The sequence below is a fragment of the Bacillus sp. OV322 genome (assembly GCF_900112495.1).
In the GTDB taxonomy this organism is placed as follows: Bacteria; Bacillota; Bacilli; order Bacillales; family DSM-1321; genus Peribacillus.
The window spans coordinates 298664-317352 of the sequence record NZ_FOMA01000003.1; the positions used below are offsets into that span (position 1 = coordinate 298664).

The 18689-nt window shown below is 44.5% G+C and carries 16 protein-coding genes; 15 read left to right on the forward strand and 1 reads right to left on the reverse strand.

Annotated elements, in window-relative coordinates; all coding sequences use genetic code 11:
- The first annotated feature begins 111 nt into the window (after nt 1-111).
- The 15 genes from bcd to BM126_RS09305 all read left to right on the forward strand — a co-directional run bounded on the left by bcd (nt 112) and on the right by BM126_RS09305 (nt 18105).
- Nucleotides 112-1209, forward strand: a complete 1098-nt coding sequence (gene bcd / locus BM126_RS09235) for a branched-chain amino acid dehydrogenase (RefSeq protein WP_090989231.1) — start codon at nt 112-114, stop codon at nt 1207-1209.
- Between the two features lie 209 nt (nt 1210-1418).
- A complete protein-coding gene (gene buk / locus BM126_RS09240) occupies nt 1419-2561 on the forward strand; it encodes a butyrate kinase (RefSeq protein ID WP_090989232.1) in 1143 nt (380 codons plus the stop codon).
- A 73-nt stretch (nt 2562-2634) separates the two neighbouring features.
- Nucleotides 2635-4056 (forward strand): dihydrolipoyl dehydrogenase, encoded by a 1422-nt coding sequence (lpdA, locus tag BM126_RS09245; protein WP_090989233.1) that lies wholly within the window; start codon nt 2635-2637, stop codon nt 4054-4056.
- Nucleotides 4057-4224: 168 nt separating this feature from the next.
- On the forward strand, nt 4225-5220 hold the full coding sequence (locus BM126_RS09250) for a thiamine pyrophosphate-dependent dehydrogenase E1 component subunit alpha (protein WP_090989234.1): 996 nt from the start codon (nt 4225-4227) through the stop codon (nt 5218-5220).
- Nucleotides 5221-5231: 11 nt separating this feature from the next.
- Nucleotides 5232-6215: an alpha-ketoacid dehydrogenase subunit beta gene (locus tag BM126_RS09255; RefSeq protein WP_071352245.1), complete on the forward strand. Its 984-nt coding sequence runs from the start codon at nt 5232-5234 to the stop codon at nt 6213-6215.
- Between the two features lie 27 nt (nt 6216-6242).
- Nucleotides 6243-7544, forward strand: coding sequence for a dihydrolipoamide acetyltransferase family protein (locus tag BM126_RS09260; RefSeq protein ID WP_090989235.1), 1302 nt, complete (start codon nt 6243-6245; stop codon nt 7542-7544).
- Nucleotides 7545-7746: 202 nt separating this feature from the next.
- Nucleotides 7747-9690 carry a methylmalonyl-CoA mutase family protein gene (locus BM126_RS09265; RefSeq protein ID WP_090989236.1) on the forward strand — a complete coding sequence of 648 codons (1944 nt, stop codon included), beginning with the start codon at nt 7747-7749 and terminating at the stop codon, nt 9688-9690.
- The gene (gene scpA / locus BM126_RS09270) at nt 9677-11869 is read left to right on the forward strand and encodes a methylmalonyl-CoA mutase (protein WP_090989237.1); all 2193 of its coding nucleotides are present in this window, start codon (nt 9677-9679) and stop codon (nt 11867-11869) included. The genes BM126_RS09265 and scpA overlap by 14 nt, the downstream gene beginning before the upstream one ends.
- The gene (meaB, locus tag BM126_RS09275) at nt 11869-12993 is read left to right on the forward strand and encodes a methylmalonyl Co-A mutase-associated GTPase MeaB (RefSeq protein WP_177201373.1); all 1125 of its coding nucleotides are present in this window, start codon (nt 11869-11871) and stop codon (nt 12991-12993) included. The genes scpA and meaB overlap by 1 nt, the downstream gene beginning before the upstream one ends.
- A 184-nt stretch (nt 12994-13177) precedes the next feature.
- Entirely contained in the window at nt 13178-13615 is a 438-nt protein-coding gene (locus BM126_RS09280; protein ID WP_090989239.1) for a BrxA/BrxB family bacilliredoxin, read from the forward strand.
- A 405-nt stretch (nt 13616-14020) separates the two neighbouring features.
- Nucleotides 14021-14824, forward strand: a complete 804-nt coding sequence (locus BM126_RS09285) for a transporter substrate-binding domain-containing protein (RefSeq protein WP_371261434.1) — start codon at nt 14021-14023, stop codon at nt 14822-14824.
- Nucleotides 14825-14937: 113 nt separating this feature from the next.
- Nucleotides 14938-15597: an amino acid ABC transporter permease gene (locus BM126_RS09290; RefSeq protein ID WP_090989240.1), complete on the forward strand. Its 660-nt coding sequence runs from the start codon at nt 14938-14940 to the stop codon at nt 15595-15597.
- On the forward strand, nt 15590-16312 hold the full coding sequence (locus tag BM126_RS09295) for an amino acid ABC transporter ATP-binding protein (RefSeq protein WP_090989241.1): 723 nt from the start codon (nt 15590-15592) through the stop codon (nt 16310-16312). Before BM126_RS09290 ends, BM126_RS09295 begins: the two co-directional genes overlap by 8 nt.
- Nucleotides 16313-16569: 257 nt before the next feature.
- Entirely contained in the window at nt 16570-17565 is a 996-nt protein-coding gene (locus BM126_RS09300; protein ID WP_090989242.1) for an aromatic acid exporter family protein, read from the forward strand.
- 36 nt (nt 17566-17601) lie between these two features.
- A complete protein-coding gene (locus BM126_RS09305) occupies nt 17602-18105 on the forward strand; it encodes a L,D-transpeptidase (RefSeq protein ID WP_090989243.1) in 504 nt (167 codons plus the stop codon).
- A 326-nt stretch (nt 18106-18431) separates the two neighbouring features.
- On the opposite strand, the gene prli42 is transcribed toward BM126_RS09305, so the two are convergent.
- On the reverse strand, nt 18432-18527 hold the full coding sequence (prli42, locus tag BM126_RS22295) for a stressosome-associated protein Prli42 (RefSeq protein WP_170846185.1): 96 nt from the start codon (nt 18525-18527) through the stop codon (nt 18432-18434).
- Nucleotides 18528-18689 lie beyond the last annotated feature (162 nt).

The following is an 18689-nucleotide window of genomic DNA, read 5'->3' on the forward strand; positions in this document are numbered from 1 at the left end:
TATGCTCTTGCTTATTCAATTTATGACATGACGGGGGATTCCCTGGTTGCGTACCTGAAAAAGCAAAGCAGCCAATCAAATAAACTGCATCTTTTGGGGAGGATTTTTTAAATGGAAATTTTTCAATATCTGGAGAAGTACGATTACGAACAGCTTTTGTTTTGCCAGGATAAACAATCAGGGCTAAAAGCCATCATTGCCATTCATGATACCACTCTAGGACCTGCACTTGGCGGCACACGCATGTGGACATATGCATCAGAGGATGCGGCTATTGAGGATGCCCTGCGCCTTGCAAAAGGGATGACATACAAAAATGCAGCAGCAGGATTGAATCTTGGAGGCGGAAAGACGGTCATCATCGGCGATCCGCGCAAAGATAAAAATGAAGAAATGTTCCGTGCGTTCGGAAGATATATCCAAGGCTTGAATGGCCGCTATATCACTGCAGAGGATGTCGGCACAACAGTAGCCGATATGGACCTTATCCATGAGGAAACCGATTTTGTTACAGGCATCTCGCCTGCATTCGGCTCTTCAGGCAACCCGTCCCCTGTAACAGCTTACGGAGTGTACAGAGGAATGAAGGCTGCTGCTAAAGAAGCATTTGGAACTGATTCTCTTGAAGGAAAGGTCATTGCCGTTCAGGGAGTAGGAAATGTAGCATACAACTTGCTGCGCTACTTGCACGAAGAAGGCGCTAAGCTGATTGTAACGGATATCAATGCAGAGTCTGTAAAAAGAGCTGTTGACGAATTCGGTGCAAAAGCTGTAGATCCTGATGAAATTTATGGAGTGGAATGTGACATTTATGCTCCTTGTGCTCTTGGAGCAGTAATTAACGATGATACCATTTCAAAAATTAAAGCTAAGGTTATTGCAGGAGCTGCAAACAATCAGCTGAAGGATACCGCGCATGGAGACCAGATTCATGAAATGGGAATTGTCTATGCACCTGATTACGTAATTAATGCCGGCGGAGTTATAAATGTTGCCGATGAATTATATGGCTATAACCGTGAGAGAGCCCTTAAAAAGGTTGAAGGCGTTTATGCGAGCATTGAAAAAGTTATCGAAATTGCCAAGCGTGACTCCATCCCTACTTATTTAGCGGCTGACCGCATGGTTGAAGAAAGAATTGAGCGGATGAGAAACTCCCGCAGCCAATTCCTTCAAAACGAAAAAAACATACTGAATCGCCGTAAATAACCGGAATTGTTCTTTAGCTTGAAGGTCTTGCTGATGCATTGCTGTTGGGACCTGGAAAATACGCTGCTGTGAATTAGAAGGCTGACCATGAAGATGAGTCAGCCTTTTTACGGAATCCTGTTTGCAGAACAGGAGGGCTCACTTTAGAAACAATTTTTGTTTTCGGATGGGTTCATTTTGCATTTATATTGCGTTTGGAGGGTCGGAAGGTGCCTGAAACAAGACATCGGATTCTGGTGATTAATCCGGGTTCCTCTTTCACGAAAATTGGTGTTTTTGAAAACGAAAGATTTGTTATGGACCGGACGGTATTACATGATGCCGGCTCCTTTCGGGAAAATGAAGCTATTGCTGAAGCTATTGCTGCCCAATATGGGTTTAGAAAGAAGGCCATTTTAGAAACACTTGATGAAGAGGGTATCAACCTTTCCAAATTTCATGCCGTATGCGGCCGCGGCGGGCTTTTGAGAGCAATTGAAGGCGGCACCTACCTGGTGAACGAGGAAATGCTGGCGGACTTGAAATCGGGATTTAATGGACAGCATGTTTCTAATCTGGGAGGCATTTTAGCATTTGAAATTGCAGATGGTTTGAATATCCCTGCCTTTATCGTGGATCCCGTTGTAGTCGATGAGATGGAGCCGGCTGCCAGATTTTCAGGATTTCCTTTAATTGAGAGAAAGAGCATATTTCATGCGCTGAATCAAAAAGCGGCTGCAAGAAAAGCGGCAGCAGAAAAGAAAAAGAAGTACGAAGACCTCCAATTGATTGTAGCCCACATGGGACAGGGAGGCATTACCGTCGGGGTACATAAAAAAGGGAAAGTCATAGATGTCAATAATGGCCTGGATGGCGATGGGCCATTTACGCCAGAACGCCCTGGAACTGTTCCGGCCGGAGATTTAATCAGGCTCTGTTTTTCGGGAAGTTATTCCTGCAAGGAGATGATGGAGCTTTTAACTAGGAAAAGTGGGCTTTCGGGCTACCTTGGCACAAGCAATCTTTCAAAAGCGGAAAAGATGGCCGAATGCGGCGACAAACAGGCAGAAGCTGTTTATGAGGCCATGGCCTATCAGGTTGCCAAAGAAATCGGTGCCGCAGCTGCCGTGCTTTCAGGCCAGGTCGACGCCATCGTTCTAACAGGAAGCCTTGCTTACGAAAAGGGCTTTTCAGGAGCCATTTCTGGGAGGGTGAGCTGGATAGCAGATGTCTTTGTCCATCCAGGGGAAAATGATATGCAGGCACTTGCCGAAGGCTCTCTCAGGATTTTAAGATCAGAGGAAGAAGCAAAGAGATACCCAAACTGCACGTCCATTAGTGCGGAGGAAATCCCGGGGCTTTACTTCGAGTGAAGGCAGAATGCAGAAAAATACAGTGATCAATCAATGATACTAAAATCAAAGTATATGCAGGAGGCTTTATAATATGGCTGAAGAATATGATCTTGTCATACTTGGCGGAGGGACGGGCGGTTATGTAGCCGCTATCCGTGCAGCGCAGCTTGGACTAAAAACAGCTGTTGTAGAAAAAGGTAAGCTTGGCGGGACATGCCTTCACAGAGGATGCATCCCATCCAAAGCGCTGCTAAGAAGTGCAGAAGTATACAGCACTTCCAAGAACAGCGAAGAATTCGGTGTAGTGACAGGTGAAGTGAGCCTGAATTTCCTTAAGGTCCAGGAGCGCAAAAACAAAATTGTCGAGCAGCTTCATAAAGGAGTTCAGCATCTGATGAAACAAGGTAAAATCGATGTATTTGAGGGAACAGGAAGAATCCTGGGACCATCGATTTTCTCTCCGCTTCCCGGCACGGTTTCCGTTGAAATGAACAATGGCACAGAAAATGAAATGCTTATCCCTAAAAATGTGATTGTAGCAACAGGATCAAGGCCAAGAACACTTCCCGGACTTGAAATCGACGGCAATCTGGTGCTTACCTCAGAGGAAGCCCTTCAGCTTGAAAGCCTGCCGGAATCCATGATTATTGTCGGAGGCGGGGTCATCGGGATAGAGTGGGCATCCATGCTTAATGACTTTGGTGTGGAGGTGACAGTCATTGAATATGCAGACCGAATCCTGCCGCTTGAGGATAAGGAAATTTCAAAAGAAATGCAGCGGCTATTAAAGAAAAAAGGCATAACTTTTGCAACTGGAGCTAAAGTGCTGCCTGAAACGCTGAAAAAAGACGGCAATGTGGTCATTTCGGCTGAAATGAATGGCGGTACGAAAGAATTCACTGCAGATAAGATGCTCGTCTCTGTCGGAAGGCAGGCAAATGTGGAAGGCATAGGACTTGAAAATACGGATATTCAGCTGGAAAAGGGCTATATAGCCACAAACACCATGTTCCAGACGAAAGAATCCCATATCTACGCGATTGGCGATTGCATTGGCGGCCTGCAGCTTGCCCATGTTGCCTCTCATGAAGGTATTACGGCTGTTGAGCATATAGCCGGGGAAAATCCGCATCAAATGGATTACAGCCTGGTCTCTAAGTGTATCTATTCAAGCCCGGAGTCTGCCAGTGTAGGTTATACAGAAGAAGAAGCCGTAGCAAAAGGATTCACAGTCAAAAAGGGGAAATTCCCGTTTAAGGCGATAGGTAAAGCTTTGGTATTTGGTGAATCAGACGGATTTGTCAAGATTATCGCCGATGAGAAAACCAATGACATCCTTGGTGTACACATGATCGGCCCGCATGTGACAGATATGATATCTGAAGCAGGGCTTGCTAAGGTGCTGGATGCAACTCCTTGGGAAGTTGCCCATACTATCCATCCTCATCCGACATTATCGGAGGCAATCGGAGAAGCGGCACTCGCTGTGGAAGGCCTGGCCATCCACGCTTGATGTTTTGTTTCCGGTCATAGACGTGCCTTTGACGCATCTGAAATACCTGGGTAATGTTTGATGTCCAGCTTAGCGGGTCTTCCGGAAGGCTGGATTGCAGCTCATCGGAGTAAACGAGATATAAAGAATTTTTTCTATTAAATTTTAACCTGTCAGGAGGGTTATATGATGGTTGAAAATCGTCATAAAGAGTTAGGCCTAAGCAATGAAACGGTGCTGGAAATGTATGAAACCATGCTGCTTTCCCGCCGTATTGATGAAAGAATGTGGCTATTAAACCGTTCAGGAAAAATACCTTTCGTAATTTCCTGCCAGGGACAGGAAGCGGCCCAGGTTGGCGCTGCTTTTGGCCTTGACCGGAAGAAGGACTATGTTCTTCCTTATTACCGTGATGTAGGAGTTGTGCTTGCATTCGGAATGACAGCAAAGGACTTAATGCTGTCAGGGTTTGCGAAAGCAGAAGACCCTAACTCAGGCGGACGCCAGATGCCTGGACATTTCGGGCAGAAGAAAAATCGAATTGTAACTGGATCCTCTCCTGTTACTACACAGGTTCCGCATGCTGTTGGAATTGCCCTTGGAGGCAAGATGGAAGGCAAGGACCTGGTAAGTTTTGTTACATTTGGCGAGGGTTCATCCAATCAGGGTGATTTCCACGAAGGAGCCAACTTTGCCGGAGTCCACAAGCTTCCAGTCATTTTCATGTGTGAAAATAATAAATATGCCATTTCTGTCCCGATCGAAAAGCAGCTTGCATGCGAAAATGTATCTGATCGTGCAATTGGTTACGGAATGCCAGGAATAACTGTAGACGGAAATGATCCTCTTGAAGTATATGCAGCAGTAAAGGAAGCGGCTGACCGCGGGCGACGCGGAGAAGGACCCACTTTGATTGAAACAGTTTCATACCGCTTCACACCGCATTCAAGTGATGATGATGACCGCAGCTACCGTGCTCCAGATGAAGTAGCTGAAGCAAAAACGAAGGATCCGGTCATTATGTTTGGTGCCTACTTAAAAGAAACAGGCGTGTTAAATGATGAATTGGAAAAGCAAATAAATGATAAAGTCATGGAAATCGTAAATGAAGCAACAGACTATGCGGAAAATGCACCATATGCAGATGCAGAGTCAGCTTTTAATTACGTCTATGCAGAGAAATAGGGGGAAGTAAAATGCCGGTAATTTCTTATATAGATGCTGTTACGATGGCGATTAGAGAAGAAATGGAAAGAGACTCCCGCGTCTTTGTACTTGGTGAGGATGTAGGGAAAAAGGGCGGCGTGTTCAAAGCAACAAACGGGCTGTACGAGCAATTCGGCGAACAGCGTGTAATGGATACACCCCTTGCTGAATCAGCGATTGCAGGAGTTGGAATCGGTGCAGCCATGTATGGAATGAGGCCGATTGCAGAAATGCAGTTCGCAGATTTTATCATGCCTGCCATAAACCAGATCATTTCAGAGGCAGCGAAAATCCGCTACCGCTCGAATAATGACTGGACATGCCCGATTGTGGTCCGTGCTCCTTATGGCGGCGGTGTTCATGGAGCGCTTTACCATTCACAATCTGTTGAATCCATTTTTGCCAACACTCCTGGCCTTAAGGTTGTTATGCCTTCTACACCTTATGATGTGAAGGGTTTATTAAAAGCAGCGATCCGGGATGAAGATCCTGTCCTGTTTTTTGAACATAAACGGGCATATCGTCTGATTAAGGGAGAAGTGCCAGCTGATGACTATGTGCTTCCTATCGGGAAAGCAGATGTGAAACGCGAGGGAGATGACATTACAGTCATTACATATGGTTTATGTGTGCATTTTGCGCTTCAGGCAGCTGAAAAATTAGCCAGCGACGGAATTTCTGCGCATGTTCTTGATCTGCGTACAATATATCCGCTTGATAAGGAAGCAATTATTGAAGCTGCTTCCAAAACCGGAAAAGTGCTGCTTGTTACAGAGGATAACAAAGAGGGAAGCATCATCAGTGAAGTTTCTGCCATTATTGCGGAAAATTGCCTATATGATCTTGATGCGCCAATCATGAGGCTTGCAGGGCCTGATATCCCGGCGATGCCTTATGCACCGACAATGGAGAAGCACTTCATGGTTAATCCGGAAAAAGTAGAAAAAGCAATGAGAGAGCTAGCTGAATACTAATATCATTCCTAAAAGGAGGTCAATGCATTGGCTATTGAGCAAATGAAAATGCCCCAGCTTGGCGAAAGTGTAACAGAAGGGACAATCAGCAAGTGGCTGGTTAAACCCGGTGACCATGTCAATAAATATGATCCAATTGCTGAGGTAATGACAGATAAGGTAAATGCCGAAGTGCCTTCTTCCTTTACAGGCACGATTAAGGAATTAAAGGCAGAGGAAGATGAGACCCTTGCAGTCGGCGAAATCATCTGTACGGTAGAAACGGAAGGGTCAGGAGATAATGGCTCTCCTGTACAGGCTGAGGCAGCACAAACACCTGTTAAAGAATCTGCTGCCCCTGTTTCGGGCGGACAAGCAAAAGCCAGATATTCACCAGCTGTTTTAAAAATCTCACAGGAAAATGGCATTGATCTGTCTCAAGTGTCAGGCACAGGAAAAGATGGCCGTATCACCCGGAAGGATTTAATGAATATTATTGAATCCGGAAATATTCCTGCTGCTGCTGCCCAGTCTGGTCCAGAGTCAAAAGCAGCTTCAGATATTGCCGCACCTCAGGCCGCACCTCAGGCCGCAGTCAAGCAAGCTCCAGATCGTGTTCGTACAGAACAGGCTTCTGTGCCCGTTTCCCATGGAGATAAGGAAATTCCTGTAACAGGCATCAGAAAAGCCATTGCAGCCAATATGCTGAAGAGCAAGCACGAGGCGCCCCATGCGTGGACAATGGTAGAAGCAGATGCAACCAATCTTGTTGCATACCGTGATTTGCGAAAAGCTGAATTCAAGCAAAAAGAAGGCTACAACCTTACCTATTTTGCTTTCTTTGTAAAAGCCATTGCACAGGCTCTTACGGAATTCCCTCAAATCAATTCGATGTGGGCAGGAGACAAAATCATTCAAAAGAAAGACATCAATATTTCAATTGCTGTCGCAACAGAAGATGCTTTGTTTGTTCCTGTCATCAAAAACGCGGATGAAAAAACAATCAAGGGTATAGCACGCGAAATCACAGAATTAGCGCAAAAAGCCAGAACAGGGAAACTGAAGGCTGATGAAATGCAGGGCGGCACGTTCACGGTGAATAATACCGGTTCATTTGGTTCTGTACAATCGATGGGGATTATTAACCATCCTCAGGCAGCGATTATTCAGGTGGAATCCATTGTGAAACGTCCAGTAGTGATTGATGGCATGATTGCTATACGCGATATGGTTAATCTTTGCTTATCTCTTGATCATCGTGTGCTGGATGGACTTGTTTGCGGAAGATTCCTGGCTAGGGTCAAGGAGATTATCGAACACATTTCCAGCGAGAATACTTCCATTTATTGATTGATTCATACATGTATACGCCGGCTTATGCCGGCGTTTTTTTTTGGAATCTTAATGAACATCAATAAAAGCATTTCAAAATAAAACCCTATTCCATTTTTTTTGATAGTTAAATATGTTAGAATATTGATATTATTCACGTATCTAAAAGGAGGGCAGTTTTCTTGTCCATACTGACTGAGCGTTCGCTCTGCGTGCTCCAATGGAGAAAGCAGATTTTATGCTGTATGGAAAAAAGAAAGCGATTACAATGGAGCTGAAAAATGTTAAACATCTGTCATTTCCCGAAGCTTCCTTTCAGAAATGGAAGGAAGCTATAGAAGAAAGTTTAAAAGGAAAAAGCATCGATCGCTTACAGACCCTTACATCTGAAGAAATTGCCCTGCAGCCTCTCTACACAGCGGAAAACAGCACAAGAGAGGAATGGCCAGGGCTCTATCCATATACAAGAGGCATTTCGGCTACAGGCTACCGTGAACAGGAATGGCTAGTATGCCAGCCTGTTTCCGGCACAAATAGAGGAGAGGCAAACCGCAGGATACAGGAAGCCCTGAAAAGGGGCCAAAACGCCATATCCTTTTCAGCAGATATGCTTCCAGGGAGCATAGAAGAAGCAAGCGAGCTTTTTAACAATCTGCTTTTGGCGGAGATTCCGGTTTTTTTGGATGTATCGGGCAAACAAAACCAGTTTTTCTCATTGCTGTATGAATACTGCAAACAGTCTTCCATTGATGAGGCCGGGATTAGCGGTGTCATGGCGGAGGATTTAATAGCAGAGTGGGTTGTGAACGGTAAGATTCCAGAATATCCGGAATTATATTTTGAACGCTGGTTCTCTGCAATCAAGGAAACCCAAGAACGGTTTCCGGATGTAAAAACCATACTCATAAAAACACCAGTCTTCCATAACGGAGGGGCGAATGCTGTACAGGAGCTTGCTTTAGCGCTTTCTACAGCCGTCAAATATTTGGAAGAAGGGCAGAAGCAGGGACTTTCCCTGTTTGAAATCACTTCTAAAATGGTATTCTCCTTTTCATTGGATTCCAATTATTTTATGGGCATTGCGAAGCTGCGTGCCGCCCGCCGTCTGTGGGCCTTATTGTCAGAAGCATACGGAGCGCCGGGTGACTGGTTTAAAATGCATATTCATGCTGTTACTTCCGAGGTTACAGAAACACTGTATGACCGTTATGTAAATGTTCTCAGAACGGCGGGCCAGGCCTTTTCTGCAGCGATTGGCGGCATCCAATATCTTCAGGTTCACCCTTATGACCATGTTCAGGGGAATTCAGGGGAATCAGCAGAGAGAATCGCCCGTAATATCCAGAATATTTTGAAGGAGGAATCACATATTACGTCTGCTGCCGATCCGGCAGGAGGTTCATGGTATGTTGAGCAATTGACAGATGAACTGTCGGATAAAGCATGGAGGAAATTTCTGCAGATCGAGCAATCAGGAGGCATTCTCCAAGGCTTGCTGACAGGAAGGATCCAAGGGGAAATCAGGGATGTTTATGAGAAAAAAAGGCTTCAAGTTGAATTACGGAAGGATAGTCTGATAGGGACAAATGTCTATCCTGATCCGGGAGACTTTGCGTTGAACCCCGGCAGGATTGACATTTCTTATCTGGAGACGGATTCTGCCTTCGTTGCTATAGAACCAATCAAAGCAGTGCGCCTGTCTGCCGGTTTTGAACAGCTAAGGCTTCGAAGCGGAAAACATAGGCAGAAGACCGGTCATGCGCCATTGATGGGGATAATCTGCCTGAAGGATCAAAAAAACCATAAACCACGCCATGATTTTATTGCTGCACTGGCAGCTTCTGGGGGAATTGAAATCTCTGCGAGCGCCGGCCTTCATTCCGCTGAAGAGGCAGCCTCATTTGTGAAAGATACTAATCTGCCGGTCTATTGCCTGTGCGGAAGCGATGAAAGTTATCAGGAGCTTGGACTGCAATTACTCCAAGAAATTAAAAGAGAGTATCCGGAAAAGAGGATGTATGTGGCCGGATTACAGACAGGGGACGCTTTTGAGGCGCTTGCTGCGGCCGGTGCGGATGACTATCTTTATAAGGGAACAAATGCGGCAGCTATTTTAACACAATTGCTTAAAGAGCTGGGAGTGAATGAAGATGATAAAGCCTGACTTTTCCAAAGTTAACCTTTCCCAAACAGCTGTAGAAGGCTCAAGAAAAGAATGGAAAATGAAAGCGGAAGAAGCTGTAAATGCCCAAATTGAAGATCTGCTTTATGAAACAAATGAAAATATCTCCATTAAACCGTTATATGAATCCATGGATTCCGAAAACCTTGAGCATATGAATGGCTTTCCCGGCATTGCGCCATATACAAGAGGCCCTTATCCCTCCATGTATGTAAACCGCCCATGGACAGTCAGGCAGTATGCGGGCTTTTCTACGGCAGAGGAATCGAATGCCTTTTACCGGCGCAATCTTGCCATGGGGCAAAAAGGCCTCTCGGTTGCTTTTGATTTAGCAACCCACAGGGGATACGATTCCGATCATCCCCGGGTCGTAGGTGATGTTGGAAAAGCGGGTGTGGCAATAGACTCCATTCTTGATATGAAGAGGCTCTTTGATGGGATTCCCCTGGATAAAATGTCAGTTTCCATGACCATGAACGGCGCTGTACTGCCCATTCTCGCGTTTTATATTGTAACGGCAGAGGAACAGGGTGTCACCCAGGAGAAGCTGTCAGGTACGATCCAAAATGACATATTAAAAGAATATATGGTCCGCAATACGTATATATATCCTCCTGAAATGAGCATGAAAATCATTGCGGATATATTCGAATATACGTCAAAATATATGCCAAAGTTCAATAGCATCAGCATATCTGGATATCATATGCAGGAAGCTGGTGCCCCGGCAGATATCGAGCTTGCCTATACACTAGCTGACGGGCTGGAATACGTCCGCACAGGGATGAAGGCAGGAATTGACATAGACTCATTCGCTCCCCGGCTGTCTTTCTTTTGGGGTGTTGGAATGAATTATTTCATGGAAGTGGCAAAAATGAGGGCTGCCCGATTTATCTGGGCAAAGCTGATGAAGCAGTTTAACCCGCAAAATCCTAAATCCATGGCGCTTCGGACACATTCACAGACCTCTGGATGGAGCCTGTCCCAGCAGGATCCTTTTAATAATGTGACCCGCACGCTGCTTGAAGCCCACGCAGCAGCTCTTGGGCATACGCAGTCGCTGCATACAAATGCACTCGATGAAGCCATTGCGCTGCCTACTGACTTTTCTGCAAGAATCGCCAGGAATACTCAGCTCTTTCTTCAGGAGGAAACTGGGATTACAAAGGTGATTGACCCTTGGGCAGGTTCATATTATCTGGAATCCTTGACAAATGGACTGATTGAACGGGCATGGGAGCATATTGAAGAGATAGAAGCACTCGGGGGAATGGCTAAGGCGATTGAAACTGGATTGCCCAAAATGAGAATCGAAGAAGCCGCAGCAAAACGGCAGGCAAAAATTGATTCAGGACAGGAAACCATTGTAGGAGTGAATAAATACCGCCTTGAAAAAGAAGATCCGATTGAAATTCTCGAGATTGATAATACGGCTGTACGTGAAAGCCAAATCAGAAAACTTGAATCATTAAAACTAGCAAGGGACGAAGAAGAAGTCCATATGGCTTTGAAGCGTCTTGCAGATGCGGCAGCAGGCGGCAGGGGCAATCTGCTGGAATTCGCTGTCCAGGCAGCACGAAGCAGGGCTACACTTGGAGAGATTTCTGGTGCGGTTGAAAAAGCGGCAGGGCGGCATAAAGCGGCAATCCGTTCGATCAGCGGTGTATACAGCGCAGCCTATTCCAAAAGTGCAGACATGGAAGAAGTACAGGAAATGACAAGGGAATTCATGGAGAATGAGGGAAGGCGCCCAAGGCTGCTAATGGCAAAAATGGGGCAGGATGGCCATGACCGCGGAGCAAAGGTGGTCTCCACAGCATTCGCTGATTTAGGCTATGATGTCGATATTGGCCCGCTTTTCCAGACTCCGGAGGAAACAGCTCTCCAGGCTGTTGAAAATGATGTGCACGCAATTGGAATGAGCTCGCTTGCAGCTGGCCATAAAACCTTGCTGCCGCAGCTTGTCAGTGAATTAAAGAAACTCGGCAGAGAAGATATTGTGGTCATTGTAGGAGGCGTCATTCCTGCCCAGGATTATGATTTCCTTCTGCAAAACGGAGCTTCGGCTATTTTTGGCCCGGGAACGGCCATCCCCCAATCAGCAAAAATGGTCCTGCAGGAAATCTACCGCCGCCTAGGCTATGAGGAAGTGGCGGAATAATGCCCGATAATAAACCTGAATGGAAGGATGAAAACAGCCAGGAAGGATTTGCTTCCTCTTATATAAAAGGAAAAGAGGTTGTTTCAGACAATGACAGCAGGCCGGGGAAATTCAAGAAAAAACAGGAAAAGCCTGCAGATCTTGAGGAGCTGAAAGCGGGGATACTGGCAGGGGACCGTGCGAGTCTTGCCAAAGCCATCACTCTTTGTGAAAGCAATGCTTCTAGGCATTTTGAAACGTCACAAAAACTTCTCCAATCCATTCTTCCTTTTACAGGAAATTCATTGCGGATAGGAATTTCAGGTGTGCCCGGAGCCGGCAAAAGCACATTCATCGAAGCTTTAGGAATGTTCTTATGTGAAAAAGGCATGAATGTGGCAGTCTTAGCCGTTGATCCAAGCTCTTCTGTAAATGGAGGCAGTATTTTGGGAGATAAGACGAGGATGGAGGAGCTCTCGAGAAACAAGAGAGCCTTCATCCGTCCTTCACCGTCAGGAGGCACTCTCGGCGGGGTGCACCGCAAAACCCGGGAAACCATGCTCATGTGCGAGGCTGCCGGATTTGATGTCATCCTTGTCGAAACAGTGGGTGTCGGGCAAAGCGAAACAATTGTAAGGGATATGGTGGATTTTTTCATGCTGCTTGTTCTGACTGGAGCAGGGGACGAACTCCAGGGAATGAAAAAAGGAATATTGGAGCTTGTTGATGCCATTATTGTCAATAAAGCAGATGGTGATAATAAAAAAGCAGCCCAGCGCACAAAAATGGAATACAGCCGGATCCTTCATTTTCTGCAGCCTGCTACAAAAGGCTGGGAAGCGAAAGCCTGCACCTGCTCGTCTCTAAACGGGGAAGGAATTGATTCCATCTGGGAAATGGCAGGACAGTTTGCCGGTGATGCCAAAAAAACGGGTGTGTTTTTTGAACGAAGAAGAATGCAGTCCAAGCAATGGCTTTATGCCCTCATTAATGATAACCTGCATGATCTTTTTTACAGAGATGAAGGTGTGAAAAATCTGCTCCCTGTAATTGAAAACCAGGTCATGTCAGGCAGCAAAACCATTGCAGGGGGAGTACAGGAAATTTTCCAAGTGTTTTTTGAAGGCAATTTAAATAAAAAATAGCATAAAAAAGGGATAGCAGCATCTGCTATCCAAGATCAGGAATTAGGGGTGTCACGATTACATTTTACTTATTCCCGATATTCGGCGGGATAAACCTGATTATTTGTCAAAGCTGATATATTGAATCCATACAGTTATGTTGTTAAAATAAAAGTGTATAGCTAACCTTGGAAGGAGAATCATTATGAGCATGGATTTCAATTTTTTTATGAATGATGTTGTAAAACAAGCCCGCGATGAAATTAAAAACGCTGGATATACAGAATTAAAGACACCTGAGGATGTTGAATCTGCATTTTCACAAAAGGGAACGACACTTGTTATGGTAAATTCAGTCTGCGGCTGCGCAGGAGGTATTGCAAGGCCGGCTGCTGCTCATTCCGTACATTATGACAAGCGCCCAGATCACCTGGTGACTGTTTTTGCAGGACAGGATAAAGAAGCAACGGAAAAAGCAAGAGCCCATTTTGAAGGCTATCCTCCTTCATCTCCATCTTTTGCTCTGCTGAAGGATGGCCAGTTTGTTACCATGATCGAAAGACACGAAATTGAAGGCCATGACCCAATGAGTGTTGTGAATAAGCTTCAAGGATACTTCGACCAATACTGTGAAGAAGTATAAAAATTAAGAGAGATCCGATGATTCGGGTCTTTTTTTTATGGCTCTTTTCTTAAAGATTGTTGTTTTTTTATGTGAGGCGTTCCCATTGTCAAGTCAGGTTGATTGGAGCATAAGGTGCGAGACTCCTGTGGGCTCACCGCCCGCCCCGCGGAAAGCGAGCATCCTGGAGCGGAAATCAACCACCTTGTTTCATAGCAACAAAGTTTACGAAAACAGCCTTTTTTATAGAAAATTTAAGTAAGCGTTTTCTTTTAATCGGTGATTATACATAAACAAATAGGGATAAATCATTAAAAAATTTATTTTTATGAATAATATTGCATAAATATTTATATGTGTTAAAATACATTTTATCGTATAGTTATTAAGTAATATTCAAACAGAAAATTATCGGAGGAAATCATCATGAGTATAAAAAGAAGACTTGGACTCTTACTATCTATTATTTTGCTGGCTGGTGCGCTTGCTGCCTGCGGAACATCCGGAAACAAGGATGGAGCAAACAGCAGCGGAGGAAAGACACTTACAATGGCAACTTCTGCGGATTATCGGCCATTTGAATATGTGGAAACATCCACAGGGGATGAAATTAAAGGCTTTGATGTAGATTTGGCTAAATTAATTGCGAAAAAGCTTGGCTATACATTAACGGTTAAGGACATGGATTTTAATGGACTGGTGCCAGCCCTTCAAAACAAACAGGCAGACCTCGTCATGGCAGGAATGACTCCAACCCCTGACAGAAAAAAAAGTGTAGACTTCAGTGATGTTTATTACACGTCGAATCACATGATTGTTGCGAAAAAAGACAGCAATATCAAAACTCCTCAGGATTTAAAAGGAAAGACAGTAGGAGTCCAGCTTGCTTCCATCCAGGAAGGCATCGCTTCAGACCTAGTGAAAAAGGATAAAATCGGCTTGAAGGTAGAAAAAAGAAACCGGATCCCTGAATTGGTGGAGGAAATCAAAGCAGGCCGCTTTGATGCTGCCATCATCGAGGATACAGTTGCGAAAGGTTACCTGAAAGGCAACAAAGACCTGACAGGTAACGTCATAAAAACAGCCCAGAATGGGGCAGGATCTGCGATTGCTTTCCAAAAGGGAAGCAAGCTGACAGATAAATTCAATAAGGAACTAAAGAAGCTGCAGGATGATGGAGAAGTGAAAAAGCTTGTCATAAAATGGTTTGGAGATCAAGCTTCAAAATAATTTGAGCTTTCCACTGGTGAAGCGTCCAGAAAGCATCATGCCTTCTGGACGTTTTTCCGCGCTTGCCCCTTATTTACAGGCTATGGATAGATTAATAGGAAAGGGCGAAGAACATGAATCTTGATTTTAAAAGCATTATTCCGTCCCTCCCATATATTTTGGGAGGCGTATCAACAACGATAAAAGTAGTCATCGTTGCTGCAATTATTGGATTTATACTTGGGATACTATTATCTCTATTAAAAATAAGCAAAATTAAAATTTTAAATTGGATTGCTGATTTTTATACCTCGATTTTCCGGGGAACACCGCTTGTTCTTCAGCTGATGCTTATATACTATGGTTCGCCTCAGCTGTTTGGCTTTCAGATTGAAGCATATGAAGCTGCATTTTTATCATTCGGATTGAATTCAGCAGCGTATATCTCAGAAATTATCCGCGGAGGAATCCTCGGCGTGGACAAAGGCCAACGAGAAGCAGCTTTGGCACTGGGAGTTCCCTACAGAAGCATGATGCTTAATATCATACTCCCGCAGGCAATTAAAAATATCCTGCCAGCGCTAATGAATGAACTGATTTCTTTAACAAAAGAATCAGCGATAGTGACAATCATCGGACTTGGAGACATTATGAGGCGCGCTTATATTGTCGGCGGGGAAAAGTACAAGTTCTTTGAGCCTATCCTTTTTGCCGGAGTCATTTATTATGTCATGGTCATGATTCTTACAATCATCGGAAAAGTAATTGAAAGGAGGATGAGGCGCAGTGATTAAAGTTGAAAATCTCCGTAAAAGCTTTGGTAAGCTCGATGTGCTCAAAGGCATCAGCACAACAGTGAAAGAAGGAGAAGTAGTCGCAATCATCGGTCCATCCGGCTCGGGGAAATCGACCTTTTTAAGATGCATGAACCTGCTTGAACAGCCGACAGATGGCACCATCACCATTAACGGAATGGACGTCACAGATAAAAAAACCAATATTATGAAGGTGCGTGAAAATGTTGGCATGGTCTTTCAGCATTTTCAGCTTTTCCCGCATAAAACAGTCATGGAGAATCTGACATATGCTCCTATGAAGGTTAAAAAGTTGTCCAAAGGCGAGGCAGAAGGTAAGGCAATGGAGCTTTTGAAAACTGTCGGACTTGCGGATAAAGCAAACGAATATCCGGTCCGTCTTTCTGGCGGTCAAAAACAGCGTGTGGCCATAGCACGTGCACTTGCAATGAATCCAGGCGTCATTTTGTTTGATGAACCTACATCGGCTCTTGATCCAGAAATGGTGAAAGAAGTTTTGTCAGTCATGAAGTCCCTGGCGCATACAGGCATGACGATGTGCATCGTTACACATGAAATGGGATTTGCCCGTGAAGTGGCAGACAGGGTATTGTTCCTCGATGATGGAGTCCTTGTTGAAGACAGTTCGCCGCAGGAATTCTTTTCTAACCCAAAAAGCCCGAGGGCAAGAGACTTTTTGGAAAAAGTGCTTTAAACGGGTCCTGGTAAGCTCAAAAAGTGAGCCGGATTATAAGCCAGCCATGATAGATTAAAAGAAAGGGGCTGCCTCCAGCGTCATCATTGATGACTTAATGGAGCAGCTTTTTTTGTGATATTTTCTGATGGCCATTAATATGTGATTCTTTTCACACATGTAAAATAGACTTAAATGAGGTATGATTACTTGTAAAATATTTTTTGATAGAGCAAGATAATTTATAACGAAGAATTTGCGGCAAGGTGGTACAAAACATGTTTAAAATAAAAATCGGTTACCGGACCATTAAAACGGCTGTCGGGACAGCGCTGGCAATTATTCTTGCCCAGCTTTTTGATCTGCATAGTTTTCCCTCTGCAGGCATCATAACCATTTTGTGCATTCAAGCCACAAAAAAGAAATCTCTGCGGGCGTCATGGTCGCGTTTTCTGGCCTGCATGCTTGCGATGATTTTTTCAAGCTTCCTATTCGACGCCATCGCTTTTCATCCTCTAGTAATCGGCCTGATTCTTCTGCTATTTATTCCTGCAACTGTAGCATTTAAAATCAATGAAGGAATCGTGACAAGCAGTGTCATCATCCTGCATCTATATTCAGCAGGGCGCATCACTCTCAATTTATTGCTAAATGAAACAGCTTTGATTGCCATTGGGATAGGAGTGGCGCTTGCGATGAACTGGTATATGCCAAGCGTTGAAAACAAAATGATCCGTTATCAGGAGGAAATAGAAGAAAACTTCAGCAGGATACTCCGGCAAATTTCGAAGTACCTGAGAACAAACGCCAGCGACTGGGAAGGGAAAGAAATTACGGAGACAAACCGCATCATAGCCGAAGCGAAATCCCTTGCCTTTCGGGATGTCGAAAATCATTTCCTGCGGGAAGAAGATATTTATTATCATTATTTTAAAATGAGGGAAAAGCAATTCGATGTCATTCAGCGAATCCTTCCTCTCGCCGCGAACATTCCTGCAAAGGTGAAGCAAAGCGGGATGCTTGCTGATTTTATTAAAGACCTGGGTGAAAATGTCCACCCCCAGAATACAGCCATCATTTATCTTGAAAAACTGAAAGAAATGGAAGAGGACTTTAAACAAATGGAACTTCCCAAATCCAGGGAAGAATTTGAATCAAGAGCCTCTTTATTTCAGCTGATGAAGGAAATGGAAGAGTACCTGATGCTGAAGCATTCCTTCAAAGGTTTGCCTCATAGGAGAAAGGTAAGAATGAAAAAAAGGGCAACTGCGTAAACTAAGCAAAACAGAAGGAAAGAAAGGACTTTTCCAATGAAATTTTTGCTTTCTTTATTGCTTGCGGTTTTCCTGTTCCCTGTATCAGCATCAGCTCTTCAGCCGGGGGATTCCCTGGTTATCATTAATAAATCTTCAAATAAGCTTGCCTTTATAAAAGATAACAAGGTGCAGCAGGTTTATCCCGCAGGAACCGGGAAAAGCGATGATTTAACACCTGAGGGCTTGTTTACGGTTAAAGTGAAAGCAGTGGATCCTTATTACCGGAAAAAGGATATACCCGGCGGTGACCCGAGAAATCCGCTTGGAACAAGATGGATTGGTTTTGATGCAAAAGGGACGGACGGCAGGATCTATGGAATACATGGAACAAACGATCCATCTTCAGTCGGCAAGCATATATCCCACGGCTGTGTAAGGCTCCTCAAAGAAAATATAGAAACTCTTTATGAACTGGTGCCGATTGGGACAAAAGTCTTGATCACAAAATCCAGCAAGGATTTCCAAAGCATTGGGCGCCAATATGGAGCAATTCAATAAAAAAGAGAGAAAATCCAAACGGATTTTCTCTCTTTTTTATTTCAGCGTCCAGCCTCTCGAGATCATAAGTGAATTGAAGGCAAAAAGCACCTTCTATTCTTACGCGTCTTATGCTGAGGCCCCCAGGATGGGGGTCACAAAGACGTTGCCGCAGGAAGCGGCGTTCTTAGTCTTTGATCCTCTGAACAGGCGCTTGCGCTTTTTAATCCAGCTCCAGCGCCTAGCCTCTCGAGGTCATAAGCCCCGCAAGAATTGAAGGCAAAGAGCACCTTCTATTCTTACGTGGCTTATGCTGGTCGAGGCTGAACAGGCGCTTGCGCTTTGTGTTAAAGCAAGAAGGCTATGCCTGATAGGAGGGTGGTTAGCAGCATGGATAGCAGCATGACGTATACAACGATTTTTGTGAACTTTTTGTTTTTCATTTTTTCTCTCCCCGATTACGTTTATTACTATTATTTTACCGTCTGTCCTCTGCGTTCACAAGAATAAAGTCAAACTTCAAAGCAGGCAGTGTCCCGGCATGCTTGCGGTTTTTGCCAGTTTCATCTGTTTTTTGATGCAATATTTAAGAAAAGCAGATTTTC